Origin of the sequence: Bizionia sp., from assembly GCF_048259285.1 — a bacterium.
GTDB lineage: Bacteria > Bacteroidota > Bacteroidia > Flavobacteriales > Flavobacteriaceae > Algorimicrobium > Algorimicrobium hallyeonense.
On sequence record NZ_JBLXHU010000010.1, the window covers coordinates 1 to 23,333 of the forward strand.

Here is a 23,333-nt window from a genome sequence, read left to right on the forward strand (position 1 = left end):
TGTTTGCAATATAATAGCATCCACCGTTGTGGCGCCACGCCTAATAGCTTCTTCAATTGGCACCATGGAACCTAATCCACCATCTGCATACTCACAGCCATCCTTTTTAACTAAAGTCATAAACGGAGTGTAATTGCACGAAATCCAGATCCATTCGCAATATTCCTCATAGCTAAAATCATTAATCGATTTATATTCCACCTGGTTTAAAGATAAATTTGAAACCGTTACTACCACATCGGTTTTAGAAGCTTTTAAAAGGTTGAACTCACTTTCTGAAAGGGTTTTCTGAATCAGTTTTTTTAAATTATAACTTTCGCCAAATGTTTTACTGCCACGCAGTAAATTCCGAAGGACGTTAAAGTGATTAATCCCAATAGTTTCAACCCCTTTCTTTTTTTTGATGGTAAATGGCCGACGATTAAAAATGGCATTTTGATTGACATTGGTATACACATTTTTTATTTTCTCCACATTTTTTAATCCCAAATGCGACACCAATAAACTCCCTGTTGATGTGCCTATAAGCAAATCATACTCATGCCCTTTTTCCTCAATTAAATATTGCGCCACACCTCCTGCAAACGCACCTTTACTTCCTCCTCCTGAAATGACTAAAGCACGCATATTTATTAATTTTTCATAGTTAAACGTTGAATAATATCGGCGTATTTTTCCGTATTGGATAAAACTTCTATTAAATTTTTAGCAAACGATTTAAAGCGCCAATTATAATGATGTGATGCATCCATTAAGTTTAAAATAGCCGGTTCAGGAAATACTTGTAATAAATTCAAATATGAAAAAGCACCTTGACGAACCTCAAAACTATAATCAGCAGATGTATAGGATACCAATTCATTGAAATACAGCTGTTTATCTGTTTCGTCATATTCCGATGTTGATAACGCTAAAACCAGCCACAGCAATCGCACATTTTTATCATTAAACCCAACAATTGCTTTTGTCTGATTTAAATAGTCAACGCGTTTATCTGGAAAATTCACCCATAAATTATACAGCGCAGATTCTATTGTCATATAAGATTTATCAGATAATAACGATTCATAATTTGTTTTTAATCCTAATGGAATTTTCGTGAGGTTTTTTGAGATGGCTTGGCGCACTTTTAAGCCATCATTAAAATTAGCAGCCGTTATGCGCCCTGGAACTTGGGCTACAATTTTAGCTTTGGCTTCCGCAGATAATGGTGCTGATAAGTAATAATCGCATTTGGCATTTTTAGCTTCGCAATCTGCCATTAGATATTCTTGAATGAACTGCGATTGCCCCAAACTTGCCAAAGCTTCATTATAAGGAAATGTTTCGGCCTCCAACCAAACAGCCACAAAAGCATCTAAATTTTGTCCACTTATCTTTTCAGCTTCATGAATAAAATGGGTTGTTTCTACGTTTTTAAATTTATAGATTTCTAAATAGTTTTTAATGGCCGTTTTAAACGCGTCATCGCCTATTTTTTCACGTAAAGCATGCAAAACCCAAGCACCTTTTTTATAAAATGTGGTACTACTCGATTTTGGATTCAATAAAGAAGTCCCTTCCTTCCGACTATCTTGTTCTAATAATTCCTGCGCATATTCATACAAACGCATATAGTAATAATTTTTACCAAAAACGTCTTGTTCCGCTAATAGCGCATAATACGTAGCAAAACCTTCTTGCAACCAATGATGTGTTCCGGACGTTTCTGTTACCAAATTACCAAACCATTGATGTGCTAACTCGTGCGCATTTACATTCACATAATTTCTGTCGTTAAACGCAATAGAATCTATAACAAACGAATCTGCAAAAATAGTAGTTCCCGTGTTTTCCATACCTGAATACAAAAAATCATGAACAGGAACTTGCTTATAATTTTGCCATGGATATGGAACACCAATTTCAGTTTCCAAAAAATTAAACATCTGCTTGGTATACCTGTAGGTTGGTTCCGCTTTTATAGAATCTTCCGGATAATAATACATCTCTAACGGAATTCCGCTTTCCGATATGTCCTCACTTTTATCATAATTACCAATAGCCAAAGCTACTAAATAACTGGCCATGGGCTGTTTCATATTATAACTCCAAATTGTAAAAGCACCATTAATCTGTTTATCAACAAGTTTTCCATTGGCAATAACTTGATAGTGAGAATCGAATTCAACGGTTAAATCGAATTCTATTTTATCATTCATATCATCTATACTCGGCAACCAATTACTGGTGTATTTACCTTGACCCTGACTCCAAATTTGATTGGGTGCATTCGTATCCCAACCAACAAAATACAATGCTTTTTTAGGATTAGCTGTAAATTGAAGTACGATCGTGTTTTTTTTTGAAGGTTTAAAAGCATTAAATAGAATGAGCCTTTTACCATCATTTTCAAACCTGATTTTACTACCATTCCACAAAACTTTAGAAAACGTCATATTTTGTGAATCTAAAAAAATAGAATCAGTAGATTTTAAAATATCAAAAACAACGGTGAGGTTTCCCGAAACACTTTTAGTGGAAACATCTGGCACGACATGGGCTTGAATCTGTTTAAAATCCACATAATCTGTTTGTTGCGAAAAAGCAATGCTACTGAATAAGAAACCAACTAGGGCAAATAAATATTTCATAGTGTAATTTAAGCAAAGACTGCTCCAAAATACAAAAATTTGCATTTTATGAATTGATTGAAATGACTTAAATTCGCTTTTATGAATACCCATTTACAAACTCCCATAGATTACCTGAAAGGCGTTGGTCCCAATCGTGCCGATTTACTTCGGAAGGAACTCGGTATTCATACCTATCAAGATTTAATAAACTTATTTCCGAATCGGTATTTAGACAGAACCAAATACTTTAAAATAAATGAATTACAGCAAAACAATGCCGAAGTTCAAGTTATAGGAAAGCTAATAAAGTTTGAAGAAATTGCGCAAAAACGCGGCAAACGATTAGTTGCCACTTTTCAAGACGACACGGGAACCATGGAATTGGTTTGGTTTCGCGGGCAAAAATGGATTCGCGACAGTTTAAAGCTTCAAACACCTTATGTCATTTTTGGGAAAACAAATTTTTATGCCGGCAAGTTTAGTATGCCACATCCAGAAATGGAACTTTTAGCAGAACATGAAGCTAGTTTACGCTCGGCCATGCAACCAATTTATCCTTCAACTGAAAAATTGAACAATAAGGGAATCACGAATCGTGTGGTGAACAAAATTATGCAACAATTGTTTGTTGAAACCAAAGGCCGATTTGTTGAAACTTTATCACCAGAACTTTTAGAAAGTCAGAAATTAATCTCTAAAAGTGAAGCGCTTTTTAATATCCATTTTCCAAAAAACCAAGACCTTTTAGCACGTGCTCAATACCGATTAAAATTTGAAGAATTATTCTATATTCAACTACAGTTAATTTTAAAAAACCGCATCCATAAATCAAAAATAAAAGGGCTTCCTTTTGAAAAAGTAGGAAGCTATTTCAACAGCTTTTACAGTTCATATTTACCCTTTGAATTAACCAATGCACAGAAACGGGTTTTAAAAGAAATTCGTCAAGATTTAGGTAGCCAAGCACAACTGAATCGACTATTACAAGGAGATGTGGGATCTGGAAAAACCATAGTCGCCTTCATGTCAATGCTCATGGCGCTTGACAACGGTTTTCAAGCCTGCTTAATGGCTCCGACTGAAATTTTGTCAGTACAGCACTACAATGGATTAGTGCAATGGTGTAAACAACTAAATATCAGCATAAAAATACTCACAGGCTCAAGTAAAACTTCAGATAGAAGAGAAATTCACAAAACGCTAGAAAATGGCGAATTACAGATTCTTGTTGGCACACATGCCCTATTAGAAGACAAGGTGAAATTTCAAAAATTAGGGCTCGCAATTATAGATGAACAACATCGTTTTGGTGTAGAACAACGAAGCAAATTATGGCACAAAGGACCAAAAGAAACCCGACCTCCATCTCCTCAAATGGAGGAAGCCAAAGGCGCTATTATTCCACCACATATTTTGGTCATGACAGCCACACCTATTCCACGTACTTTAGCCATGTCTGTTTATGGTGATTTGGATATCTCTATTATTGATGAATTGCCTCCAGGAAGACAAGCTATAAAAACGGTGCATCGGTATGATAAAAACAGATTAGACGTTTTCCGATTTATACGTGATGAAATTGAAAAAGGCCGACAAATTTATATCGTTTATCCATTGATTCAAGAGAGCGAAAAAATGGATTATAAAGATTTAATGGATGGTTACGAAAGTATTTCACGAGATTTCCCAATGCCAAAGTATCAAATTTCTATTGTTCACGGAAAAATGAAAGCCGTGGATAAAGATTTCGAGATGCAGCGCTTTATAAAAGGTGAAACACACATTATGGTTGCCACAACCGTTATAGAAGTTGGTGTTAATGTCCCAAATGCTTCTGTAATGATTATTGAAAGTGCAGAACGCTTCGGCCTTTCCCAATTGCACCAATTACGTGGTCGTGTTGGTCGTGGTGCAGAACAAAGCTATTGTATCCTCATGACGAGTCATAAATTAAGTAGCGACAGTAAAACGCGTTTGGAGACGATGACGAGAACCAATGACGGCTTTGAAATTGCAGAAGTCGACTTAAAACTACGTGGACCTGGTGATATTATGGGAAAACAGCAAAGTGGTATTTTAAATTTACGAATAGCCGATATTATTAAGGATGGTGATATTTTAAAAACAGCACGTTTTTATGCCAAACAGATTTTAAACACAGACCCTAACCTATCCAAACCCAATAATAAAGCTATTTTATTTACCTATCAGCAAATGAGCAAGTACAAGAACATCTGGAATTATATTTCATGATGTCGTAAACTAACGCTTAAAAAACGGTTTTTATAAAAACAACCTAATATTTAAAATTAAAAAAATGCCCTTAAACATTGTACTTATAGAACCCGAAATACCTAATAACACCGGAAATATTGGTCGCTTAGCATTGGCTTCGGGATCCAATCTTCATTTAGTAAAACCGTTTGGATTTGAAATTACAGATGCCCGACTAAAACGCGCAGGTTTAGATTATTGGCAACATTTAAATTTACATTATTACGAAAATTTGGAGGAGTTTTTCAGTAAAAACAAAGACGCTAACATGGTGTTTTTATCGAGTCATGGCGAAAGCAACCATTGGGATATTTCTTTTGAAAACAATATGTTTCTGGTATTTGGTAAAGAATCGGTTGGTTTACCCAAAGCACTTTTAGAAAAACAAGAAAACAAATTATTTAAAATCCCTTTATACAGCAACCATGTTAGAAGTTTAAATTTGGCAAACGCTGTAAGTATCGTGGTTTACGAAGGGATTAGACAGATTACCTGACAATCTTAAAGTCTTGTTTTCTTACCTCATATTTTTACATCCATTGTTTGAATGCTAGTGTCAATATTTTATCTTTGCAAACTTAATTAACCCATGATTCATGAAGATTTCTTATAACTGGCTTAAACAATTCATAAAAACGGATTGGAATCCAGAGCAAATTAGTGAACTTTTAACCGATTTAGGTCTTGAAGTAGAAGGCTTAAACACCTATCAATCTGTAAAAGGCGGACTGGAAGGCATTGTTGTTGGCGAAGTTTTAACTTGTGTACAACATCCTAATGCGGATCGACTAAAAGTAACAACAGTTTCCATTGGTACAGATACACCATTGCAAATAGTTTGTGGCGCACCTAACGTTGCTGCTGGACAGAAAGTACCTGTAGCCACGATTGGAACAACACTTTATACGGCAGAAGGTGAAGCTTGGACAATTAAAAAAGGAAAAATTCGTGGTGAAGAAAGTCACGGAATGATTTGCGCTGAAGATGAACTAGGTTTAGGAAAAGGTCATGACGGCATCATGGTTTTGGATTCCAAAATCAAAGTCGGTTCACTAGCAGCAGAAATTTTCAACATTGAAAATGACCAAGTTTTTGAAATTGGTTTAACTCCTAATCGTTCAGACGCCATGAGTCATTATGGCGTGGCGCGAGATTTACGTGCAGGTTTCACACAAAAAGAAATTAACACAGAACTTATTACGCCTTCGGTAAGCGCCTTTCAAGTGGAAAACAGGGCGTTACGGATTGATGTTGATGTTATAAATAAAAATTTAGCACCGCGTTATTGCGGTTTAACCATATCAAACATAAAGGTAACGGATTCGCCAGCATGGCTACAAAACCGTTTAAAAGCCATAGGTCTAACACCTAAAAACAATATTGTTGATGCCACTAATTACGTGCTTCATGAATTAGGCCAGCCCCTACACGCTTTTGATGCCAACAAAATAACAGGTAATAAAATAGAAGTTAAAACACTACCTCAAGGCACCAAGTTTACTACATTAGACGGTATTGAACGTGAACTTCATGAAGAAGATTTAATGATTTGTAACGCAGAAAAACCCATGTGTATTGCAGGTGTTTTTGGCGGAATAGACTCTGGTGTAACTGAAAACACAACGAGTATATTTTTAGAAAGTGCGTATTTTAATCCTGTTAGTGTACGAAAAACAGCTAAACGCCACAATTTAAATACCGATGCGTCTTTCCGTTTTGAACGTGGCATTGACCCCAATATTACGGAATACGCTTTAAAACGTGCGGCCATTTTAATTACAGAACTAGCAGGTGGTTTAGTATCAAGTGAAATTATTGATTTTTATCCTAATAAGTTTGAAGATTTTCAAGTACGTTTAAGTTTTGATAATGCCAAAAAACTAATTGGAGAAGAAATTCCAAAAGACATCATTAAACGTATTCTTATGTCTTTGGATATCAGAATCAACAATGTAACGGAAACAGGATTAGGTTTAACCGTTCCATCATACAGAAATGATGTGCAACGTGAAGCTGATATTATAGAAGAAATTCTACGTGTTTACGGCTATAATAATATAAAAACAACCGAGAAATTAAATGCTTCTATTTCCAACACTGGAAAATTTGAAGATTATAAACTCCAAAACATTATTGGTAACCAATTGGTTTCCCAGGGTTTCTATGAAACGTTAACCAATTCGTTAACATCTCCGGACTTTGTGCCATTACATGCCGATTTAAGAGCAGAGCACAATGTAGAAATGCTAAACCCATTAAGCACAGATTTAAGTGTTTTAAGGCAATCTATGTTATTTTCTGGACTGGAAAGTTTACGACATAATTTAAATCGTCGTCGTGAGGATTTAAAATTATTTGAATTTGGAAAAACGTACCACAGTTATACAGACAGTCGCGAGGAATTTAAACATTTATCGATTCTCATTACAGGAAATCGTTATGAAAATCGTTGGAATACAGAAAGTAAACCAAGTGATTTCTTTTATTTAAAGGGAACGATTGAAACTATTTTTGCACGATTGGGTATAACAAAACTAAAAGCGTCTCCAGTAAAATCGGCCGTTTTTAGTGAAGGTATGATACTATCTTTTGGTAAAACGAAGTTGGTAGAATTCGGATTAGTTAAAAAATCCATTTTAAAGCATTTTGATATTTCACAACCTGTTTTATTTGCAGATTTTAATTGGGATGATGTGATTGAAACTGCCAAATATAATCGTGTTTCTTATAGTGCTATTTCAAAATACCCAGAAATTCGTCGGGATTTTGCTTTGCTTATAGACAATTCAGTGACTTTTGAAAGTATCCACACCATTGCCAAGCAATCTGAAAAACACTTATTAAAAAGCATCAACCTCTTTGATGTATACCAAGGAAGCAATTTACCTTCGGGCAAAAAGAGTTATGCTGTAAGTTTTACCTTTCAAGATGAGAATAAAACCTTGACAGACAAACAAATTGATAAGATTATGAACAAACTACAAGCGAGTTTTGAGAAACAATTGGGTGCAGAATTACGATAAAATTGAAATCAGTACTGTATATAATAATTAGCTTATTTAGCTTTTCACTTTTTGCTCAAAATGAATTTAGTACAGCAAAGCAGAAAGACGAAACTACTTGGGAGTTATTAAAATATGATTCAAAAAAGACTGCCCAAGGTATTGGATATGCTTTTAGCAGACCCTTACATTGGGATCATGACGACTTCAGGAAACTGACAATTCTTACGGTTAGTGTATTTTCTTTATCATTAGCAGACGAAGAAATGAACAGGATTGCAACGAGCCAAGTAGATAATTACCCGCAATTTGGCCGTGATTTTGGTTTTAAATTAGGTAAACCTCAAACGTTCTTTCTTTTAAATGCAGGACTATATGGTTTTGGTCTGTTTACAAAAAATGAGGCTGTAAGAAAAACCAGTGTCCTCATCATATCATCAGCTATTACAGCTGGCACTATTCAAAGTGTAAGCAAGACTGTTTTTGGCCGCGCAAGACCAAGTTCAGGGTTTGATTATAACGTTTTTAAACCTTTTTCTAAAGGAGCAAATTTCCATTCGTTTCCCTCTGGTCATACCGTTTTATCCGTTACTCTTGCGCATTCCGTAGCCAAACAGTTTGATAATATTTGGACTAAAGTGGGTATTTACTCTTTAGGCTCCATAACACCAATTACGCGATTAATTGAAGGTGCGCATTGGCTAACAGACATTGCTGTTGGAACCGTTTTAAGTGTTGTAGTCGTTGATAGTATAGACAATTTTTTAAATAAGACAGACGCCTATAATAAAAAACAGCATATAAGTTGGAATTTAACTCTTTCTAGCAACCAAATAGGCGTTATTGGTGTTTTTTAAACATAAAAAAACCTCGAATTATTCGAGGCTTTTCTTTTCGGTCAATAAGTTAAATATAAATTATATTACTTTAACGTTTACTGCATTAAGTCCTTTTCTTCCTTCTTCTAAATCGAATTCTACTGCATCACCTTCACGAATCTCATCGATTAATCCAGAAATGTGAACAAAATGTTCTTTGTTTGTGTCATCTTCTACGATAAATCCAAATCCTTTAGAATCGTTGAAGAATTTTACTGTTCCTTTACTCATTGTAATAGTTTAAAAATTTTAATAATACACAAATATAATTATATAAACGGATGTTCTGAACTTTTTAGAACATTTTTTTAAATCCGCAAATTCAAATTTGAAGAAAAAAGCTACTTTTTTAAGACATAATTACACTCAAAAAGTAGGGATTTATACCGTTATTTCGTATATTAAGAAGTATTAATTAAGACCTTTAAAATATGGATTCTGACTATAAAAAAATATATACTGGCAGTTTTATTATTGCCCAATTAATTGTGGATAAATTAGACGCAATTGGTATTTCAGCAATCGTAAAAGATGAAAGCGAATCTGGTAGATTGGCTGGTTTTGGCGCCTCCATTTCAGGATCGCAAGATATTTATGTGAATATGGAAGAGCTCGCTGAAGCAATATCTATTGTAGATAGTGTAACCTCTGAACTTGGCACACATTAAAAACCATATATTTTTAAATTTCACAAAAAAATCTCTAGCAAACACTAGAGATTTTTTATTAAAATACAAATTATTATGCTGTAACAGCATACATTTTTTGACGCATTTCCTTAATTTTTGGATCCTGCATATACTCATCAAAAGTTGTATATCTATCAATAACACCAGTAGGTGTTAATTCCACAACGCGGTTAGCAACCGTTTGCGCAAATTCATGATCATGGGTTGAAAATAATACCGTTCCTTTAAAGTTTTTAAGCGAATTGTTAAAGGCCGTAATACTTTCTAAATCCAAGTGGTTTGTTGGTTCATCCAATTGTAGCACATTAGCACGCATCATCATCATGCGGCTTAACATACAACGTACTTTTTCACCTCCTGATAATACATTAGATTTTTTCAAGGCTTCTTCACCACTAAAAATCATTTTTCCAAGGAAACCACGAATATGAACTTCTTCGCGTTCTTCTTCCGTTTTAGCCCATTGACGTAACCAATCAACCAAGGTTAAATTATTCTCGAAAAACGAACTATTATCTAAAGGTAAATACGATTGGGTGGTTGTAATTCCCCAATCAAATTTTCCAGCATCCGCTTGCTCATTTCCGTTTAATATTTGATAGAAAGCCGTTGTAGCTCTAGAATCTTTAGAATACAATACCACCTTATCACCTTTATTTAAATTCAAATCGATGTTACTAAAAAGTACTTCCCCATCAATAGATGCTGCAAGTCCTTGAACATTTAGAATTTGATCTCCAGCTTCCCGTTCACGCTCAAAAATAATAGCAGGATAACGACGACTGGTTCTTCTAATTTCCGATATATCTAGTTTATCAATCATTTTCTTTCTACTTGTAGCCTGTTTACTCTTGGCTACGTTGGCAGAAAAACGACGGATAAATTCTTCTAATTCTTTCTTTTTCTCTTCGGCTTTTTTATTCTGCTGCGCATGTTGTCTGGCTGCTAATTGAGATGACTCATACCAAAAGGTATAATTTCCCGAAAAGTGATTTATTTTTCCAAAATCAATATCGGAAATATGCGTACAAACAGCATCTAAAAAGTGTCTATCGTGGGAGACCACAATCACACAGTTTTCATAATTGGCTAAAAAGTTTTCTAACCACGAAATAGTTTCGTAATCCAAGTCGTTGGTAGGCTCATCCATAATAAGCACATCTGGATTTCCAAATAAAGCCTGCGCTAATAGCACACGTACTTTTTGCTTACCATCTAAATCCTTCATTAACGTATAATGGTGCTCCTCTGAAATCCCTAAATTAGATAACATAGCCGCTGCATCACTATCGGCATTCCAACCGTTCATTTCTTCAAACAAAACCTGAAGTTCGCCAATTTTTTCAGCATTTTCATCTGTATAGTCCGCATAAAGTGCATCTATTTGAGATTTTAATTTATGAAGTGGCTCATTCCCTTGAATTACAGTTTCCAAAACCGTATCGTCATCATGAAGGTTGTGATCCTGCTCTAAAACAGACATACGCTTACCGGGCTCTAAATGCACATGGCCAGAAGTTGGCTCCTGCTTTCCAGAAATAATTTTTAAAAACGTAGACTTTCCGGCTCCGTTGGCACCTATAATCCCGTAGCAATTACCATTATTAAATGTGGTACTCACTTCGTCAAAAAGGACGCGCTTGCCAAATTGAACCGATAAATTTGAAACTGATAACATGTATTACTTTTTAATTTTTGCAAAAGTACTAAAAAGCCTTCATAAGTCGAAACAAAACCAACTATATTAATATTTAACAACGTGTTAACAGCTTGTCACAGGTACAACTTTTACATTTGTGAATTAAGTCCACAATCTATTCGATTACATAACTATGAGGGAATTTAAACTTATTTGCGCTTTAGTTGTATCTACTTTTGCCTTAATATCTTGTGAAAAAGATACGAAAGCTGATGAAGGTGCAGCATATTTTGGTGGCGAGGTTGTAAACCCTAAAAACAGTTTTGTAATCCTATCCAAGTCTGAACGGATTTTGGATACCATCCGGTTGGATGAAAACAACCGGTTTCTGTATAAAATAGAAAATGTTGAAAAAGGGCTTTATACCTTTCGCTTATGGGCTTCTGAAGGATTAGAATATCAAATGGTTTTGTTGGAACCTAATGACAGTATTCTGTTTAGACTTAATACTTTGGAGTTTGATGAATCCTTAGTGTACACCGGAAATGGTGCTAAAAAGAACAATTACTTAATTAATTTGTTTTTAGATGGTGAAGCAGAAGATAAAACCATTTTAGGTTTTAGCCAATTATCTCCTCTAGAGTTTGAACGTCGTTTGGATTCTATAAGAGACCACAAATTAAGACGATTGAAGCAGTTTAACGCCAAGAATCCATCATCTGACACTTTTAACAATTTAATAAAAGGTAATATTAATTACGATTATTATTTGAGTAAGGAGGTTTATCCATTTGTAAATTATGGCAATACAGAACGCGCTAATTTTAATGAGCTTCCTGAAGGTTTTTATGATTACAGAAAGGAAATTAATTACAATTATTGCGAATTGATGGATTACTTTCCGTACTACACCTTTTTAAAACACCATTTTGAAAATTTAGCTTTATCTGAACATTTTAAAACGTCAGAGGATAGCGTTTTTAATTTAAAATCATTAGACTATAACTTAATTAAACTGAATTTAATTGATAGTTTAATGGTTAATGATTCTATTAAGAACTCATTATTAGCGCAAACTGCAGTAGAGTTTATGAGCAATAGTAAAAACACGGACGATTATGATAAAGTATTGCAATCCTTTACCGCCAAAAACACAAATAAAAAGAACGACCACTATGTAACCAATATGGTGAATTCATTAAAAGGTTTGAAAGCTGGTCAACGATTACCTGAAATTACCGTGCTAAATTATAATGGTAAAGAATTAGTTTTGGATAAAATAATTAAAAGACCAACGGTTGTCTATTTTTGGTCTTCAGTATATCGTTCTCATAGCGATAGCCACAAAAAAGCGACTGAATTAAAGATAAAATATCCAGAAGTCGATTTTATAGCAATTAATGCAACCGCTACCAATTCAACGAATTGGAAAAAACAGCTTTCTCAATTTAATTATTCGAAATTTGACGAGTTTATGTTTAAAGAACCGGAAATAGCCAAACACAAATTAGCTATTTCGCCAATAAATAAAGTGATGATTATTGATAAGGATGGCAAGGTAGTTAATGCCCATACCAATATGTTTTCTATTATGTTTGAAGAAGAATTACTTGGGTTGCTTAATCAATAACCGGTAAAAGCACAACATAAAAAAAGCCTTAACATGAACGTTAAGGCTTTTTTTATTTATAATTTTTGAGATTAATTTCCTTTCTTGAAATCCTCTAAAAATTTTGCTAATCCAATATCGGTTAAAGGATGTTTAAGTAATCCTTCAATAGCGCTTAATGGACCCGTCATAACATCAGCTCCTAATTTGGCACAATCAATAATATGCATAGTATGACGAACCGATGCTGCTAAAATTTCAGTATCAAAATCATAGTTATCATAAATATGACGAATTTCAGAAATCAAATTTAAGCCATCTGTTGAGATATCATCCAAACGACCTATAAACGGCGACACATACGTGGCTCCTGCTTTGGCTGCTAATAATGCCTGGCCAGCTGAAAACACTAAAGTAATATTGATTTTAATCCCTTTATCTGAAAAATACTTACAGGCTTTTATCCCATCTTTGATCATTGGTAATTTTACCACAATTTGCTCATGTAATTCTGCCAAAGCTTCCCCTTCACGAACCATTCCATCATAATCTGTTGCAATAACTTCGGCACTAACATCACCATCTACAATTTTGCAAATGTCCACATAATGCTTCATAATATTATCGTGTCCGGTAATACCTTCTTTAGCCATTAATGACGGATTGGTAGTTACACCATCCAAAACACCTAAATCTTGTGCTTCACGAATCTGATCTAAATTAGCTGTATCAATAAAAAATTTCATAAGTAAAAGTTTGTCTATTCTGCGTTTGCAGACATATTAATATATAGTTGTGTGTGTTCCCTATATTTAGGAATGTAAAATTACAATTTATAATGATTCATGAGGAGTTTTTCATAAACTTTATCTGGCAAAATTCGCTTTAAAACAATAGAAAATTTTTGCATAAACTCCCCTACTTTATAATGAACTTTGGGTTTGGGCGTATTTATTATTTTATGTATTGCTTTGGCCATCTCTAAAGGATCTTTTCCTGTATCTACATGCGTATCCATTAATCTCAAAGTATTACCATAAGGGCCTTTATACGGTGAATCTTCTAAAACAGGTGCATGATAACGACCAGATGCAATATTGGTTGCAAAATCGCCTGGTGCTACATTGGTCATCTGGATATTAAAAGCCTTTATCTCCATTCGGAATGCTTCTGTAATCAGTTCTAAAGCACCTTTACTAGCGGAATAAACACCACGATATGGCAATCCCATATAACCCGCAATTGATGTGACGTTAATAATTAAACCGGATTGCTGCTTACGCATTTGTGGCAAAACGGCTTTGATAACATATATAGGACCAAAAAAATTGGTCTCAAAATTATTTCGGATTTCTTCTTCGGGAATTTCCTCAATGGGCCCCGTAATTCCAACGCCTGCATTATTAATTACAACATCTAGTCGACCTGCTTTTTCAATAACGCGATTTACAGTATCACTTATAGTATAAGATTTGTTTACATCTAAACCTAAAATTGGAAAATTACTAGTTGTGTACTTTTCTGGTGAACGACTTGTACCAAAAACAGTAAACCCTTTGAGCGCTAAATAATCTCCTACCGACTTTCCAATTCCAGATGAACCTCCTGTTATTAAAACAACTTTAGACATATATAATAAAATTAATCCTGTAAAATTAAGAATGTATTATTGAAAAAGTCTATAAAAAGAAAAAGATTTGCAAACTAACAGTCTACAAATCTTATTTATAAAAAAATCCTTTCGTATTTGTGAAAGGAAAAGTAAAGGCAAAAAAAAAAGGCAAGCTACCTACATCACACCGCTACGACCGTCTACCTTTGCTGCGTTCCCGCCCTGGAGGATTCAACAGGAGCTGGTTGTGTAGGACTTGCCCGCGGCAAAGATACAATCTTTTAAATTTTTCACAATGATTTTTTAAACTGAATTTTAATAAATATCTTGCTTCAAATAATTAACAACTCATGAAGCTTTATAAGTCTCTTACTATCATAATTTTATGCCTCACTTTAGCAGCTTGCGGCACCAATATTAATGAAGCAAAAAAGGATATTTCTATCAAAACCAATGTATCAAATGATGCTTTTACGCTTGGTGATGACCTGAAACTGTCCATTTCTAATCCTAAAAATCATGAAATAGGTACGGTAATTTATACTTTAGACGGAAAGGACATCCAATCTTCACAAGCGCTTAATAATATGAAATTAGGCGTTCATGAATTAGTTGCATCTTTTAGTTTGAATGGAGAATCAACGAGCCTTTCTAAAAACATTACCATTCTAAACAACCAAACACCAAAAATTTATACCTATAAAATTATTAACCAATATCCACATGACCAAACGTCCTACACACAAGGGTTGGAATTTCATAATGGCGAATTATATGAAGGTACTGGACAATATGGTGGCTCCAAGCTTCGAAAAGTAGACTATAAAACTGGTGAAGTTTTAAAAAACATCAATTTATCAAACGAATATTTTGGCGAAGGTATTACCATACTTAATGATAAAATATATCAACTTACGTGGAAAAAAGGCACAGGCTTTGTTTACGACGTGAATACCTTTGAAAAAACAGGCAGTTTTAAATATGGTGAAAGTTTAGAAGGCTGGGGAATTTGTAACGATGGCTCTAAATTATATAAGAGTGATGGCACCGAAAAAATTTGGACGCTTAATCCAGAAACTTTAGCCGAGGAAGGTTACATTCAAGCTTACCATAGCAAAGGAAAAGTAGTAGAGTTAAACGAATTAGAATGGGTTAATGGCAAAATATATGCAAACCGTTGGAATAAAAATGGTGTGGCAATTATTAATCCTGAAAATGGTGCTGTTGAAGGTGTGATTGATTTTACACCACTTCATAATATGGTAACCAAACACCCGAAATTAGATGTATTAAATGGAATTGCCTACAATCCAGACACCAAGACCATTTTTGTAACGGGAAAATATTGGGATAAACTCTTTGAGGTTGAAATAACTGAAAAGTAGTTTAAAACTTGTCCATTAAACGTTTCAGGTTTGCCTTATGCTACAATGGATGCATTAGCTTTGCCAGGAAAACACCATAATACTATGCAAACATTTGAAACTAAAATTACAGTCACTACAGACGATATTGATAATCTAAATCACGTTAATAACGTACGCTATGTGCAATGGGTTGAAGACGTTGCTAAAATGCATTGGTTTACAAAGGCACCAAACTCCATAACGGATAATTATTTATGGATTATGCTGTCGCATCATATTACCTATAAAAACCGGCGTTTTTAAATGATGAGATTACACTAAAAACATACGTTCCGAACTCGGAAGGTGTTACGTGCACACGTGTGGTTGAAATATTAAAAGATAACATTCTATTAGCGAAATCGGAAACCACGTGGTGTTTTATGGATAGTAACCGCATGCGTCCAACGCGAATAACCGATGAAATAAAAAATATATTTCTCTAATTTTTATAGCTTTCATACGAAATCATCAATTCAAAAGTTATATTTTTGAACAAATTGATATCTTGTTATGAATCGTATTCTTTCCTTTATTTTTTGTGTGGGCTTTTTAATGCTTTGGAGTTCTTGTCGTAAAGATTTAGAATTTTCTCGAAGCTCTGGAAATTTGGAATTTTCAAAAGACACTGTTTATTTAGACACCGTTTTTACTAATATTGGTTCCAGCACCTACACGCTAAAAGTTTACAATCGTAGCAGTGATGACATCAGTATTCCAAGTATTAATCTAGCTTCTGGAATGAATTCTGAATACCGACTGAATGTTGATGGTATGTCTGGAAATTCCTTTGAGAATGTGGAGATTCTAGCTAAAGATAGTATGTTTGTTTTTATTGAAACGACCATTGATATCAACAACCTGCCCAATACAGGCGAGTTTTTATACACAGATAAAATTGTTTTCGATTCCGGAGCTAACATGCAAGATGTGGATTTGGTTACCTTGGTAAAAGATGCTGTTTTTATTTATCCAAATCGCGATAATAGTACTGGGATTATAGAAACACTAACCTTAAATGTAGGAGGCGAAATATTAGAAACAGATATCCAAGGACGCTATTTAATGCCTGACGAATATACATTCACCAACGAAAAACCTTACGTAGTGTATGGCTATGCAGCCGTTCCTAATGGAGAAACTCTAACCATAAATGCGGGAGCACGTGTTCATTTTCATGCGAATTCTGGGTTATTAGTTTCTGAAGGCGCTTCACTTAACGTAAATGGTGCCTTAAGTTTGGACCAAGACCTTTTAGAAAACGAAGTTATTTTTGAAGGCGACCGTTTAGAACCAGGGTTTAGTGATGTTCCTGGACAATGGGGAACTATCTGGTTATTTCAAGGAAGTGTCAACAATATTATTAATTATGCAACTATTAAAAATGCAGGTGTTGGTATTTTAAGTGATAGTAATGCCAATGAGCCAAATGCAAAGTTGACTATTACCAATTCACAAATATATAATAGTAGCAATTTCGGGATTTTAGGAAGAAACACTTCTATTTTAGCTGAAAATGTGGTGATTAATAATTCGGGACAATCCTCATTTGCTGGAACCGAAGGCGGAAGCTATAATTTTACACATTGCACGATTGCTAATTACTGGAATAATAGTTTCAGACAGTTCCCTTCCCTACTCCTAAATAATTTCCGTGAAACCGAAGATGCTATTTTATTATTCGATTTAACAGAAGCTAATTTCAACAATTGTATTATTTACGGTAACGATAATCCAGAATTCATTTTAGATGAAGTTGCGAATCCTGGAAATATGTTCAATTTTAAATTCACCAATTCCTTGGTGCGTTTCCAAGATCCAAATAATAATTTTTCAGGTGATAATTATGACTTTGATAATACATTGCGTTATGAAAACATGCGCTTTAATAATGATCCGGATTTTAAAAACGTCAGAAATAATGAGATGATTATTGGCTTAGATTCGGGAGCAATTAATATTGGCGGGAATCCATTTTCAAACAATGTGCCTCAAGATATTTTAAATGAAAACCGAACGGTTGAACCTGATGCAGGTGCTTATCAGCATACGGCGTTTTAAATTTAAAATACACAATTAAAAATGTAAAAAAATCATAAAAAAACCTGCTTAAATCAATAAGCAGGTTTTTTTTATTTTGTAAGCTAAAGCTCACTAAACAAATAGTGGTAAGTGACTCATCATGGCATTTACTTTGTCTCCAATAGCTTCTAGTTTTGCTTCATCCTCATAGTTCATAATGACCTCATCCACCAAGGCAACTATAGCTTCCATATCGGTTTCTTTTAAACCACGTGTGGTAATGGCTGGTGTACCAATTCGGATTCCAGACGTTACAAATGGGCTTTTATCATCAAAAGGCACCATGTTTTTATTTACGGTAATATCAGCTTTTACCAATGCGTTTTCAGCATCTTTTCCTGTAATATTTTTATTACGTAAATCAATTAACATCATATGATTATCGGTTCCACCAGAAATAATATGATAATCGCGATCCACAAATGCTTTTGCCATGGCAGCTGCATTTTTCTTAACTTGTAACATATAGTGCATAAAGTCTTCCGTTAAAGCTTCTCCAAAAGCAATAGCTTTAGCAGCAATAATATGCTCTAATGGACCACCTTGATTTCCTGGAAACACACCAGAATCTAACAATGAGGACATTTTACGCAAATTGCCATTTTTTAATTTTAAACCAAAAGGATTATCAAAATCTTGACCCATCATAATCATCCCGCCTCGAGGACCACGTAAGGTTTTATGTGTTGTAGTCGTAACAATATGACAATGCGGTAAAGGATCGTTTAAAATACCCTTAGCAATTAAACCTGCTGGATGAGAAATATCACCTAATAATAAAGCACCAACGCTATCTGCAATTTCGCGAAAACGTTTAAAATCCATATCACGAGAATAAGCTGATGCACCACAAATAATCATTTTTGGTTTTTCACGTTCAGCAACTTCTGCTACATGATCGTAATCTATAATTCCCGTTTCTTTTTTAACACCGTAAAAAACAGGATTGTATAATTTTCCTGAAAAGTTAACAGGCGAACCATGTGTTAAATGACCTCCATGAGACAAATCGAAGCCCAAAATAGTATCACCAGGTTTTAAGCAGGCTGCGAAAACGGCTGTATTTGCCTGGCTTCCCGAGTGTGGTTGTACATTTACGTATGCCGCACCAAATAAAGTTTTGGCACGATCTATAGCCAATTGCTCAACTTCATCTACCACTACGCAACCACCATAATAGCGCTTGCCAGGATATCCTTCAGCATATTTATTAGTTAAAACAGAACCTGCAGCTTCCATAACTTGGTCGCTTACAAAGTTTTCTGATGCAATGAGTTCTATACCATGAAGCTGCCTTTGTTTTTCGGCTTCTATTAATTCAAAAATCTGTTCGTCGCGTTGCATAAATTTCGGTTATTGTTAAATAGAATTCAAAAATAAGAAATACATTAGTTTAATTCATCAAAAAACATATATTTACTTGACAGATATAATTTTTCGTAAAGGTTAAAGTATTGCTATATTTTGCATCATAAATTAGTATAAAAACGAAAAGTTATGTAGGTTTGATTAGAATTTTACAAACACAAAACCACCTTTAGTTATGTCACTTACAGCTAACAATCCAGATAGAAAATCCTGGTTACACGTAGATAAAAACTCCGATTTCCCAATTCAAAACATTCCATTTGGTGTGTTTCTTACCCGTGATGATATTATCACGATTGGCACACGAATTGGAGATACAGCTATAGATTTAGGTGCTTTACACCAATTAGGATATTTTGAAGGTATTCCGTTAACTGATGACATTTTTCTTCAAGATTCTCTAAACGATTTTATTGCTGACGGCAGAAAAACATGGCGTTTGGTTAGAAACCGAATTGCTGAAATTTTTGATGCAGAAAACAGTGAATTAAAAGATAATAAGAAAAATAAAGAAACGGTTTTATTCCGTTTGGATGAGATTGAAATGCAATTACCTGTCCAGATTGGTGATTATACCGATTTCTATTCAAGTATAGAACACGCAACCAATGTGGGCACCATGTTCCGCGATCCTGAAAATGCATTAATGCCTAATTGGTTGCATATTCCGGTTGGATATCATGGTAGAAGTTCATCTATTATACCCTCGGGAATTCCAATACACAGACCTCAAGGTCAAACATTACCAGCTGGTAGTGACACGCCTATTTTTGGTCCAAGTAAATTGGTAGATTTCGAATTAGAAATGGCATTTATTACAACAGATGCTAACGATTTAGGTGAACCGATTCCTATTAGTGAAGCCGAAGAGTATATTTTCGGATTGGTTTTATTTAATGATTGGTCTGCTCGTGATATTCAAAAGTGGGAATATGTACCACTAGGACCATTTTTAGCAAAAAGTTTTGCGTCGTCTATTTCACCTTGGATTGTAACGCTTGATGCTTTAGAGCCATATCGTGTAGAAAGTCCGAAACCTTTAAAACCTCAATTACCTTATTTACAATATAAAGGCAAGAAGAGTTACGACATTAAATTAGAAGTTGCCATTAAGCCGAAAACTGCTAAAGAAACGGTAGTTAGCAAATCCAACTTCAAATATATGTATTGGAATATGTCGCAACAATTAGCGCATCACACGGTTAACGGTTGTCCTGTAAATTCAGGCGATATGATGGGTAGTGGTACCATTTCAGGCCCTACACCAGATTCTTATGGATCTATGTTAGAATTGAGCTGGAGAGGTGAAAAACCGGTAAAATTACAAGATGGTACAGAGCGTAAATTTATAAATGATTATGATACGGTAATCATGCGCGGTTATTGTGAAAAAGAAGGTACACGAATTGGTTTTGGTGAAGTTTCAACAGAATTGTTACCTATTTATACTCCCAAAAGCAATAAGTAAAACACCCATTTTTAAAACAGAAAAAGCCCGCAAACATTGATTTTTGCGGGCTTTTTTTATGTTTTCCATTATGTGCACTAATCCTGTGTGATTTAAAATTAAGCATCAAGAACCTGGCTTTTTGCAAGCTTACCAGCTACTATACTAATTATTAAAATTTGTATGGCATGAAATAACATTAATGGCAATAATAATATACCCAATATTGCCATATTCCCAAATAGTATTTTAGAAAAAACAGTGCCATGCACTAATGATTTTTTGGTTCCGCAAAACTGCGCAGTAATTTGATCTTTTTTTTTGAGTTTTAATTTTCGAGAAATAAATCCCGTAAGCGTAAAAGCCGCAATAAATAGAATTAAGACGCCTATAAAAATGAAACTTAAATCTAAAAAAGAGACAACACTAAAAATATTGTTATTAAACGATTCTGCGAAGCTCTTATAAATTATCAATAAGATTATAGCCTTATCAAATACCGTTAATTTGCTATTGTATTTATGTGCTAATTCACCTAAAAAACGCTGTAAAACAAGACCTAAAATTACGGGTATTATAATTTGAACAATAAGTTTGAGATAGATATCGGTAAAATCAAAATCTGTTTGCGTATTTACAATAAATAACCCCATCCAAAGTGGCGTAATGACAATTCCAATAATTCCAGATATACTAGCATTAAAAATAGCTGCTGGTACATTTCCTTTCGCCATAGATACCATAACCACCGATGAGGACACCGTTGATGGCAATGCCGCCAAGAAAAAGAAAGCCAACCAAATAGTTTCCTGTTCCTCATTTTGAATCCATGGCCGAAATAACAAAACTAAAAGTGGAAACATTATAAATGTAGCACCTTGCACTAAAAGGTGTAATTTCCAGTTTTGAAGTCCCGACTTTAACTGTGACGGGTTTAATTTAAGTCCATAGAAAAAGAATATGAGCGCAATTCCTATTACACTAATAGTATCTATAGGAACATTACTATCTTGAGTTCCCCATTGCGGAAAAAAATAAGCAATTATAATAGTTCCAATGATAAATAAAACAAATTTATCAATCTTAAATTTCATGGTTGTTCCGTTACTTCTAAATGCTAAATTAAATATTTCCTTTAAAACAAAGTCTCGTTCCGTCTTAACAGCTCATTTAAATTCTACTATTTATACCTCGAATATTAAACGAAAAAACACGGCTTATTTTATTGTCATAAACCGTGTTTCTTATAAGGTATTCTCAAATTACATTAATTGGGGAAATTGCTCAAATCCATTAATGACATAGTATTATCACGATGATAACGTGCTAATTTTAAAATTCTACTATCTGGTGAATAATGCATTAATTGATTTACAAAAACACCATAATCACTAAGCGTTGAATATCCAAAAAGCTTCCGCCCATATTCATCATCTAAATCATTCAACTGACTTGGTTTATACAATCCATAATACCAACCGGTATTAATATAAAAATCGCCTTGAACATTAATAATTCCTAATGAATTAGATATTTCGGGTAACATACCAACACTTGTTTTAAGTGTGGTAGCATTCATAACTTTTCCGGCCATATCCATTTGTAATACGTAACCAACGCCATATTTAATTAAATCTTGCTCTATGGTGGCTGAACTTCCAGCGTACATAGGTTTTTCAACAGTACCGGCTTTATACATAGATTCTAAAACTAAATATATGCTCTCGTCCTTAAAAATGAGTTCCGATATTTTGACATCTGTAATTTCTGCTGGTGAAAAACCCGTTAAACTTTTATATTGGGTTAAGGCTTCCACCTTATTATCATTCAACACTTTCTGATCTGTAATGCTATACATTAAAAGGCGATTGAATTTTCCTGCACTAACACCAAAAGATTTATCTTCATAAAAAGCTATAAAATAATCCTGACTGCCTATTGAAAATACTTTAGGTTCAAATAAAGCCGTCTTTTCAGGAAATGCTAATTGTTTCATGCCTGCAGAAGTCACTTCAATAACTTGATTCGTTTCCGCTTTAAAACCTTTTTCAATGCGCACTAAAAGAACGTTACCCGAATTGGTAACGGCTACATGCTTTTCAGTTGTATCATCAAAAACCACTTCGTTGCTCCAAACTTCATCACCGTTTATTGTATTATAAACATGGACGATTGTATTTTTCGGCTCTTTACGTTTGGCATAAGGCGTGTAAATTAAGGCTGCAAAATGACCATTTTCGGAAATACGAAATGACAAATCGCCAGATTTTGAATTAGACTCAATAGCATGTGTAAAAACTAAACGTGAGGTAAAGGCATCCGTTGTTTTATCGAAAATAATTTCATGAACTTCCATTTTGTCGGTCTTACCAGTATAACCATGTGTATACGCAACTACTTGATTTTCGTTACGTTCATACATACCTAAAAAGTTATATAAGGTGCTTGCTCCCATGCCTGGAAATTCAAAACTGAACGTATCCACCAAAGCATTTTTCTGATCGAATTTGCGTAAAATAATATCATGCTGACTTTGCATGCCATGTTCATTTATCTGGCTGAATAAATAGGTGTTATAATTATCAGCTAAAACAAATTGAGCCTCTTTTTCAGATTCTGGATTAAACGGAAATTTATCGCCATAACTAAAGTTTTGCGCTTGTAATCCACTAATAACAGCAAAAAGTAAAATTACTAATGTATGTTTCATAA

General features: G+C 34.3%; 20 protein-coding genes and 1 other RNA gene. 11 read left to right on the forward strand and 10 right to left on the reverse strand.

Features of this window, described 5'->3' with window-relative positions; genetic code table 11:
* Together ACN0QX_RS06800 and ACN0QX_RS06805 are read right to left on the reverse strand one after the other, a co-directional pair.
* A partial coding sequence (locus ACN0QX_RS06800) for a patatin-like phospholipase family protein (protein WP_417195980.1) occupies nt 1-627 on the reverse strand: 627 nt, incomplete at its 3' end.
* 5 nt (nt 628-632) lie between these two features.
* Nucleotides 633-2,633 (reverse strand): M1 family metallopeptidase, encoded by a 2,001-nt coding sequence (locus ACN0QX_RS06805; protein ID WP_417195981.1) that lies wholly within the window; start codon nt 2,631-2,633, stop codon nt 633-635.
* 81 nt (nt 2,634-2,714) lie between these two features.
* Between ACN0QX_RS06805 and recG the strand changes: the two genes are divergently transcribed.
* The 4 genes from recG to ACN0QX_RS06825 all read left to right on the forward strand — a co-directional run bounded on the left by recG (nt 2,715) and on the right by ACN0QX_RS06825 (nt 8,748).
* On the forward strand, nt 2,715-4,868 hold the full coding sequence (gene recG / locus ACN0QX_RS06810) for an ATP-dependent DNA helicase RecG (protein WP_417195982.1): 2,154 nt from the start codon (nt 2,715-2,717) through the stop codon (nt 4,866-4,868).
* 64 nt (nt 4,869-4,932) lie between these two features.
* Nucleotides 4,933-5,385 (forward strand): tRNA (cytidine(34)-2'-O)-methyltransferase, encoded by a 453-nt coding sequence (locus ACN0QX_RS06815; RefSeq protein ID WP_417195983.1) that lies wholly within the window; start codon nt 4,933-4,935, stop codon nt 5,383-5,385.
* 100 nt (nt 5,386-5,485) lie between these two features.
* On the forward strand, nt 5,486-7,912 hold the full coding sequence (pheT, locus tag ACN0QX_RS06820; RefSeq protein ID WP_417195984.1) for a phenylalanine--tRNA ligase subunit beta: 2,427 nt from the start codon (nt 5,486-5,488) through the stop codon (nt 7,910-7,912).
* A 2-nt stretch (nt 7,913-7,914) separates the two neighbouring features.
* Nucleotides 7,915-8,748, forward strand: coding sequence for a phosphatase PAP2 family protein (locus tag ACN0QX_RS06825; protein WP_417195985.1), 834 nt, complete (start codon nt 7,915-7,917; stop codon nt 8,746-8,748).
* Between the two features lie 60 nt (nt 8,749-8,808).
* Here ACN0QX_RS06825 and ACN0QX_RS06830 read toward each other — a convergent pair whose 3' ends face one another.
* Entirely contained in the window at nt 8,809-9,000 is a 192-nt protein-coding gene (locus ACN0QX_RS06830; RefSeq protein ID WP_092208350.1) for a cold-shock protein, read from the reverse strand.
* A 200-nt stretch (nt 9,001-9,200) separates the two neighbouring features.
* Between ACN0QX_RS06830 and ACN0QX_RS06835 the strand changes: the two genes are divergently transcribed.
* Nucleotides 9,201-9,437: a DUF2007 domain-containing protein gene (locus ACN0QX_RS06835; RefSeq protein WP_417195986.1), complete on the forward strand. Its 237-nt coding sequence runs from the start codon at nt 9,201-9,203 to the stop codon at nt 9,435-9,437.
* Between the two features lie 73 nt (nt 9,438-9,510).
* Here ACN0QX_RS06835 and ACN0QX_RS06840 read toward each other — a convergent pair whose 3' ends face one another.
* A complete protein-coding gene (locus ACN0QX_RS06840) occupies nt 9,511-11,136 on the reverse strand; it encodes an ABC-F family ATP-binding cassette domain-containing protein (protein WP_417195987.1) in 1,626 nt (541 codons plus the stop codon).
* A gap of 154 nt (nt 11,137-11,290) precedes the next feature.
* On the opposite strand from ACN0QX_RS06840, the gene ACN0QX_RS06845 reads away from it, so the two are divergent.
* Nucleotides 11,291-12,727 (forward strand): TlpA family protein disulfide reductase, encoded by a 1,437-nt coding sequence (locus ACN0QX_RS06845; RefSeq protein ID WP_417195988.1) that lies wholly within the window; start codon nt 11,291-11,293, stop codon nt 12,725-12,727.
* 71 nt (nt 12,728-12,798) lie between these two features.
* On the opposite strand, the gene fsa is transcribed toward ACN0QX_RS06845, so the two are convergent.
* The 3 genes from fsa to ffs form a co-directional block, all read right to left on the reverse strand.
* Nucleotides 12,799-13,452, reverse strand: coding sequence for a fructose-6-phosphate aldolase (fsa, locus tag ACN0QX_RS06850; RefSeq protein WP_417195989.1), 654 nt, complete (start codon nt 13,450-13,452; stop codon nt 12,799-12,801).
* Nucleotides 13,453-13,532: 80 nt separating this feature from the next.
* Nucleotides 13,533-14,336 carry an SDR family oxidoreductase gene (locus ACN0QX_RS06855; protein WP_417195990.1) on the reverse strand — a complete coding sequence of 268 codons (804 nt, stop codon included), beginning with the start codon at nt 14,334-14,336 and terminating at the stop codon, nt 13,533-13,535.
* A gap of 145 nt (nt 14,337-14,481) precedes the next feature.
* Nucleotides 14,482-14,580: signal recognition particle sRNA small type (gene ffs, locus ACN0QX_RS06860), an RNA gene on the reverse strand.
* Between the two features lie 88 nt (nt 14,581-14,668).
* Here ffs and ACN0QX_RS06865 point away from each other — a divergent pair.
* From ACN0QX_RS06865 to ACN0QX_RS06880, 4 genes are all read left to right on the forward strand, one after another.
* Nucleotides 14,669-15,703, forward strand: coding sequence for a glutaminyl-peptide cyclotransferase (locus ACN0QX_RS06865; RefSeq protein WP_417195991.1), 1,035 nt, complete (start codon nt 14,669-14,671; stop codon nt 15,701-15,703).
* 30 nt (nt 15,704-15,733) lie between these two features.
* Nucleotides 15,734-15,988 carry an acyl-CoA thioesterase gene (locus ACN0QX_RS06870; RefSeq protein ID WP_417195992.1) on the forward strand — a complete coding sequence of 85 codons (255 nt, stop codon included), beginning with the start codon at nt 15,734-15,736 and terminating at the stop codon, nt 15,986-15,988.
* Nucleotides 15,989-15,996: 8 nt separating this feature from the next.
* Nucleotides 15,997-16,170, forward strand: coding sequence for a hypothetical protein (locus tag ACN0QX_RS06875; RefSeq protein WP_417196040.1), 174 nt, complete (start codon nt 15,997-15,999; stop codon nt 16,168-16,170).
* A gap of 67 nt (nt 16,171-16,237) precedes the next feature.
* Nucleotides 16,238-17,785, forward strand: a complete 1,548-nt coding sequence (locus ACN0QX_RS06880) for a hypothetical protein (RefSeq protein WP_417195993.1) — start codon at nt 16,238-16,240, stop codon at nt 17,783-17,785.
* A 93-nt stretch (nt 17,786-17,878) separates the two neighbouring features.
* Here the strand turns inward: ACN0QX_RS06880 and glyA are convergent, their stop codons facing one another.
* Nucleotides 17,879-19,150, reverse strand: coding sequence for a serine hydroxymethyltransferase (gene glyA / locus ACN0QX_RS06885; RefSeq protein WP_417195994.1), 1,272 nt, complete (start codon nt 19,148-19,150; stop codon nt 17,879-17,881).
* 199 nt (nt 19,151-19,349) lie between these two features.
* Between glyA and fahA the strand changes: the two genes are divergently transcribed.
* On the forward strand, nt 19,350-20,642 hold the full coding sequence (gene fahA, locus ACN0QX_RS06890; protein WP_417195995.1) for a fumarylacetoacetase: 1,293 nt from the start codon (nt 19,350-19,352) through the stop codon (nt 20,640-20,642).
* A gap of 98 nt (nt 20,643-20,740) precedes the next feature.
* Here the strand turns inward: fahA and ACN0QX_RS06895 are convergent, their stop codons facing one another.
* Nucleotides 20,741-21,715 (reverse strand): bile acid:sodium symporter family protein, encoded by a 975-nt coding sequence (locus tag ACN0QX_RS06895; protein ID WP_417195996.1) that lies wholly within the window; start codon nt 21,713-21,715, stop codon nt 20,741-20,743.
* A 173-nt stretch (nt 21,716-21,888) separates the two neighbouring features.
* A complete protein-coding gene (locus tag ACN0QX_RS06900) occupies nt 21,889-23,331 on the reverse strand; it encodes a hypothetical protein (RefSeq protein ID WP_417195997.1) in 1,443 nt (480 codons plus the stop codon).
* Nucleotides 23,332-23,333: the final 2 nt, after the last annotated feature.